The 4,613-nt window shown below is 48.4% G+C and carries 5 protein-coding genes; 4 read left to right on the forward strand and 1 reads right to left on the reverse strand.

From position 1 onward, the window contains the following. Positions 1-214: 214 nt before the first annotated feature. Positions 215-847, reverse strand: a complete 633-nt coding sequence (locus ACR2PX_RS26975) for an alpha/beta family hydrolase (RefSeq protein ID WP_434002453.1) — start codon at positions 845-847, stop codon at positions 215-217. A gap of 200 nt (positions 848-1,047) precedes the next feature. Here ACR2PX_RS26975 and ACR2PX_RS26980 point away from each other — a divergent pair, with 200 nt between their 5' ends. The 4 genes from ACR2PX_RS26980 to ACR2PX_RS26995 all read left to right on the forward strand — a co-directional run bounded on the left by ACR2PX_RS26980 (position 1,048) and on the right by ACR2PX_RS26995 (position 4,497). Then, positions 1,048-2,538, forward strand: a complete 1,491-nt coding sequence (locus ACR2PX_RS26980; RefSeq protein ID WP_434002454.1) for an MATE family efflux transporter — start codon at positions 1,048-1,050, stop codon at positions 2,536-2,538. 63 nt (positions 2,539-2,601) lie between these two features. After that, positions 2,602-3,522, forward strand: a complete 921-nt coding sequence (locus ACR2PX_RS26985) for a Dyp-type peroxidase (protein ID WP_434002455.1) — start codon at positions 2,602-2,604, stop codon at positions 3,520-3,522. A gap of 211 nt (positions 3,523-3,733) precedes the next feature. Beyond that, the gene (locus ACR2PX_RS26990) at positions 3,734-4,132 is read left to right on the forward strand and encodes a hypothetical protein (RefSeq protein ID WP_434002456.1); all 399 of its coding nucleotides are present in this window, start codon (positions 3,734-3,736) and stop codon (positions 4,130-4,132) included. Between the two features lie 125 nt (positions 4,133-4,257). Then, on the forward strand, positions 4,258-4,497 hold the full coding sequence (locus ACR2PX_RS26995; protein WP_434002457.1) for a hypothetical protein: 240 nt from the start codon (positions 4,258-4,260) through the stop codon (positions 4,495-4,497). Positions 4,498-4,613 lie beyond the last annotated feature (116 nt).

The following is a 4,613-nucleotide window of genomic DNA, read 5'->3' on the forward strand; positions in this document are numbered from 1 at the left end:
TTGATCTTCTGCGTCTGTTTTACCCTTCTTTGGTGAATAGCAAAAAATCAAAACCCTATTCTGTAGGTTTCATGCATTCAGGAGGTGAGAAACCTCTCTCTAATCAAGAAATCACGGATTCAGGACTGACTCATTGAACAAACGAATAAGAGTCAAAATTATAGATGGTTTTTGAATAATTATTCCGAGGCGTCAAAAGGGTTGTTCCAGTACTTTATATTCTGGATTTAATGAAGGTTGTAACCGTTTCAGCGGCTTCCAGTAAATGCTGCTCATGAGTAAAGCCTGATTTTACTCTGGGTTTCAGGTCATGATTACCGTCTTCCAGCCAGTGGAGCTGAATATTCTTAGACAAGTCATAACCCTGAACGGTTGAATGCTCACCCATAGCATCACGGCTGCCCTGAACCACTAGCATCGGTAGTGGAAAATCAGTCAGATGATCTGTTCTTGGTTTATCCTGTTTACCCGGCGCATAGAAGGGATACCCTAAACAAACGACACCGTTTAATGAAAGATCAGGAAACTCAGCCACCAGCAAACTGGCCATTCGTCCGCCCATGGACTTACCACCGATAAACAGAGGGCCTGTGTATTCGTCTCTCACTTCCTGAATCACTTCTTGCCAGCATTGCAATAATTTAGGTTGTCGGTCCGGCGGTCTTTTCTTACCGGTTTCTCTACGCTCCTGCATATAGGGAAACTCAAACCGCACCATGCTGACCCCGGCAGACGGAATCAACTCAGCCATTTGATTCATAAAATCGCTGTCCATCGCCGCTCCGGCACCATGAGCAAGAATAAGCAACGGAGAGCCGGCCCCAGCACGGTTCCAGATAAGATTCATAAACGAACAGTCCGAGATCAATGAAGCGACTGATTGTACCCGTATTTCTCTAACCCGTCCCTGCCATCTGGACTAAGCTGGTCGAAACGCCTGATCCTGCTCATCAGGAAAGAACGTCTTTATCTCCACCTTGTTATTAATCGCCCACTGTCGTTTTACTTCCATGCTCAAAAGTCTCTAATAGCTAACGGAAGCCTCTGATGTCCCAGGCCCGATTTACCCAGGGCTCAACAATGAAACACATCATTGTGATGAGCCTCAGCAATGCCGCAGGAATCACCACCCTGTTTCTTGTCGACTTGCTCGATCTGTTCTTTCTCAGTTTGCTGGGTGAAAAGTTTCTGGCCGCCGCCATCGGCTATTCAGGGACGATTCTATTTCTGACCTCTTCACTGGGTATCGGTTTATCCATTGCCGCAGGTGCGCTGGTATCCAGGGCCATTGGCAGTCATAACCGGGAAAGAGCCTGCCAGTTTCAGGTTAATATCTGTTTCCTGGTGCTCCTGATCAGTATCACTCTGGCCATCGTCGTCTGGCTTCTCATTCCACAACTACTGACTTTACTCGGTGCCACGGGCCAAGTTCACGATCTGGCGGTTCGCTACCTGAATATCCTGATACCTTCCATGCCTCTGGTCAGCCTGGCTATGACACTGGGAGCCGGATTGAGGGCGGTGGGAGACGCCAAACTGTCCATGACCTCTTCACTGGCCGCCGGGGCGATCAATGCCATCTTCGATCCCATTCTGATCTTTCTTATGGACTTGAATATCGAAGGTGCTGCCATCGCTTCGGTGATGGCTCGAATTACACTGTTTGTCATTTCCTGCTACGGCATTTTTCACAAACATAAGCTTTTTTCTCCCTTTCGCCTTTCCCTGTTTGGCAAAGACTTCAGAAACATCATGGGCATTGCTCTACCGGCCATTGCCACCAATCTGGCCATGCCCTTCAGCAGTGCCTGGATGGTTCGCTATATGTCACAGTACGGAGACAGTTATGTAGCAGGCTACTCCATTATCAACCGGCTTATTCCTGTTGCTTTCGGCGTTATTTTTGCTCTGTCCGGAGCGGTGGGTCCTATTGTCGGGCAGAATTTTGGGGCAAGAATGATTGGCAGAGTGCGTGAGTCCCTGCGCAACGCCATCTTTTTTACGGTGATCTATGTCATTATGATTTCCGTCGTTCTGTTTCTACTGCAGGACATTCTGATTGAAGTCTTCCGGGCCAGACGCGAAGCGGCCAATCTGGTGTCGTTTTTCTGTACCTGGATTGCCATCAGTTTTGTGTTCACCGGGACGCTGTTTGTCACCAATGCTGTTTTCAACAATCTGGGCAAGCCTGGTTATTCAACTCTGTTGAACTGGGGCCGTGCCACCCTGGGAACGATTCCTTTTATCTGGCTGGCTTCACAGCACATGGGGGCTTATGGGGTACTGGTGGGACAAGCTGCGGGTGGGATTCTGTTCTCAGCTATTGCTATCTGGCTGGGTTTTCGAACCATTGATTCCATTGAGTGCAAAATCACACGACAGGACATTATTGCCAATATCATGACCCACCAGGAAGAAACCATGGCCTGCTCTTTCTATCCAATGTCATCGGAGTGTTCTCAACTGGCGCAAATGGCGGAAGAAGGTGAGTGCGAAGAAGCCTGCTATCCGCCCGATAAAGCCAAGCAAGCGTCTTGATCCCAACGTTAAACCCCTGCATGCTATGCGCAGTTATTTCGCAAACTGACGCTAGAGTTGGAAATGAGCACACCACAATCCGGAATTACTCCAGAAGCCAATACCGATGCCTGCTTTCTGGTTTTGAATATCAAGCAAGATGCAGAAAGCCTTGAACAGATTAGAAAGACCTGTGCACGGATCCCCCAGCTGACTCGTGACTTGAGTGAACAGTACCCAGAGGCAAGGCTGTCTTCCACCCTCAGTATTGGCAGCAAGGCCTGGGATATTTTGTATAAAAGCAACAAGCCGGCACTGCTGACCCCCTTCAAATCGTTGACTGAAGGCAATCGGGTCGCACCCGCTACTCCGGGCGACCTGCTGCTCCATATCCGTTCCAACCGCAGGGACGTCAACTTTATCCTGTTGTACAGGGCCATGGACCACTTTGGCCAGAGTGTTGAAATTCAGGAAGATGAGACAGGTTTCCGCTACCTGGACAACCGTGATCTGACCGGCTTTGTGGATGGCACTGAAAACCCTCAGGGAGAAAGCCGAGCCAGTGTGACTCTGGTGGGTGATGAAGACGATGCCTTTGCTGGCGGCTGTTATATCCACACCCAGAAATGGGTTCACAAATTCAACCAATGGGACAAACTGGCAGTGTCCGATCAGGAAAAGGTGATCGGACGTACCAAAAAAGACGACATTGAATTCAGCGACGAAGAAAAAGCCCAAACCGCTCACGTCAAGCGTTCCAATATCAAGAACAGCGAAGGCAAGAGCATGGAAATTCTGCGTCACAGTATGCCCTATGGCAATGCGGCTGAAGGCGGACTTTACTTTGTCTCTTACTGCCGTACACCGGTTCACTTTGATAAGATGCTGGAGTCCATGATCAAGGCTGACGCCCATGGCCACTATGATCACCTGATGGATTATTCAGAAGCCATTACTGGCTGTGCATTCTTTGCACCTTCTGTTGAGTTCTTACAAAGCTGCTAAAAAACGCTTCTTTCTGAATGCCAGCCCGTGCTGGCATTCTCAAACGCTTCAGTTTCCCTCTTTCACATACCTCTCACGCTCAATTATGTACACGACCTTCAACGACCCCCCCATATGCTCCTGGTCTTGGTTAAAAAACGGAACTTTGACCACCCTTTACTGTCCAGGCATTGGTATTTAACGGTCCCGCTGGCATGAGAAAGGAGTTCCAATGCAGCCCTCTTCTTCTAAAGAACCTGGTGCTATACAAGCGCCTTTAACCCCTCCTGCGCCTGTGGCTGGCATAAAAAGATCCCGATCTTTTGATAAAGAAGTTCTTACTTGTGAAGAAGTCTTGTCCAAAACGCCAAGCCCTGAACCCGACCCAACACTGAAACCTTCTTCTTCAAAAGTAAGAAAAGTCAGCAAAACGGACTCGCCTGAAACCATTCGGCCATGCCCTTTGCAGCCCGAACAAGGGTGGGGACACCATATTGAAGCAACATGCTGCGAAGAGGCTCTGGATAAACTGCTGTCCATTTCAATCTCATTAAAAACGCTGGGTACTAGGAGTCTGTCGGACTTAGCCGACCGTAGCGAGAAAAAGTCCGGTTTGAGACAGTTTTTATGATTATGTGAGGCGAATAGCGAGCTATTCAACGAAAAGAATCATAGAAAATGGCCAAATCCGGCTTTTTCGCAGTAGGTCAGTGGTAAGTCCGACAGGCTCCTAGTCACACGGGGAAAGTAAAGCTGATGAAAACCCCTTCTGATGAACGTTACGCTGTCAAGTTTATCAAGCCGGTGAAAAAGGCCAGTGGGACTAGCAAACCCGGCAGGCGCGATCTGTTCCAAGGTGAAGCCATAGCCTTAAGCCGTCCATCCCATAAAAACGTAGCGGATACCTATGCACTTCTGGTCATGAACACCAAAAGTGGCCAGTACTGCGTCATTAATTCACCGGATCAAATACCCAAAGACCAGAAAGGGGTTTGAAACAGTATTGAGTAATCTATGATTATCTATCATAATCTCATACTATGGATAAGAGATTAGTCAAGATTGGTGAAGCAGCTCGCTTGCTGGGTACTGACCACTCAACATTGAGGAAG

This window comes from Endozoicomonas sp., from assembly GCF_051008435.1.
Classification (GTDB): domain Bacteria; phylum Pseudomonadota; class Gammaproteobacteria; order Pseudomonadales; family Endozoicomonadaceae; genus Endozoicomonas_A.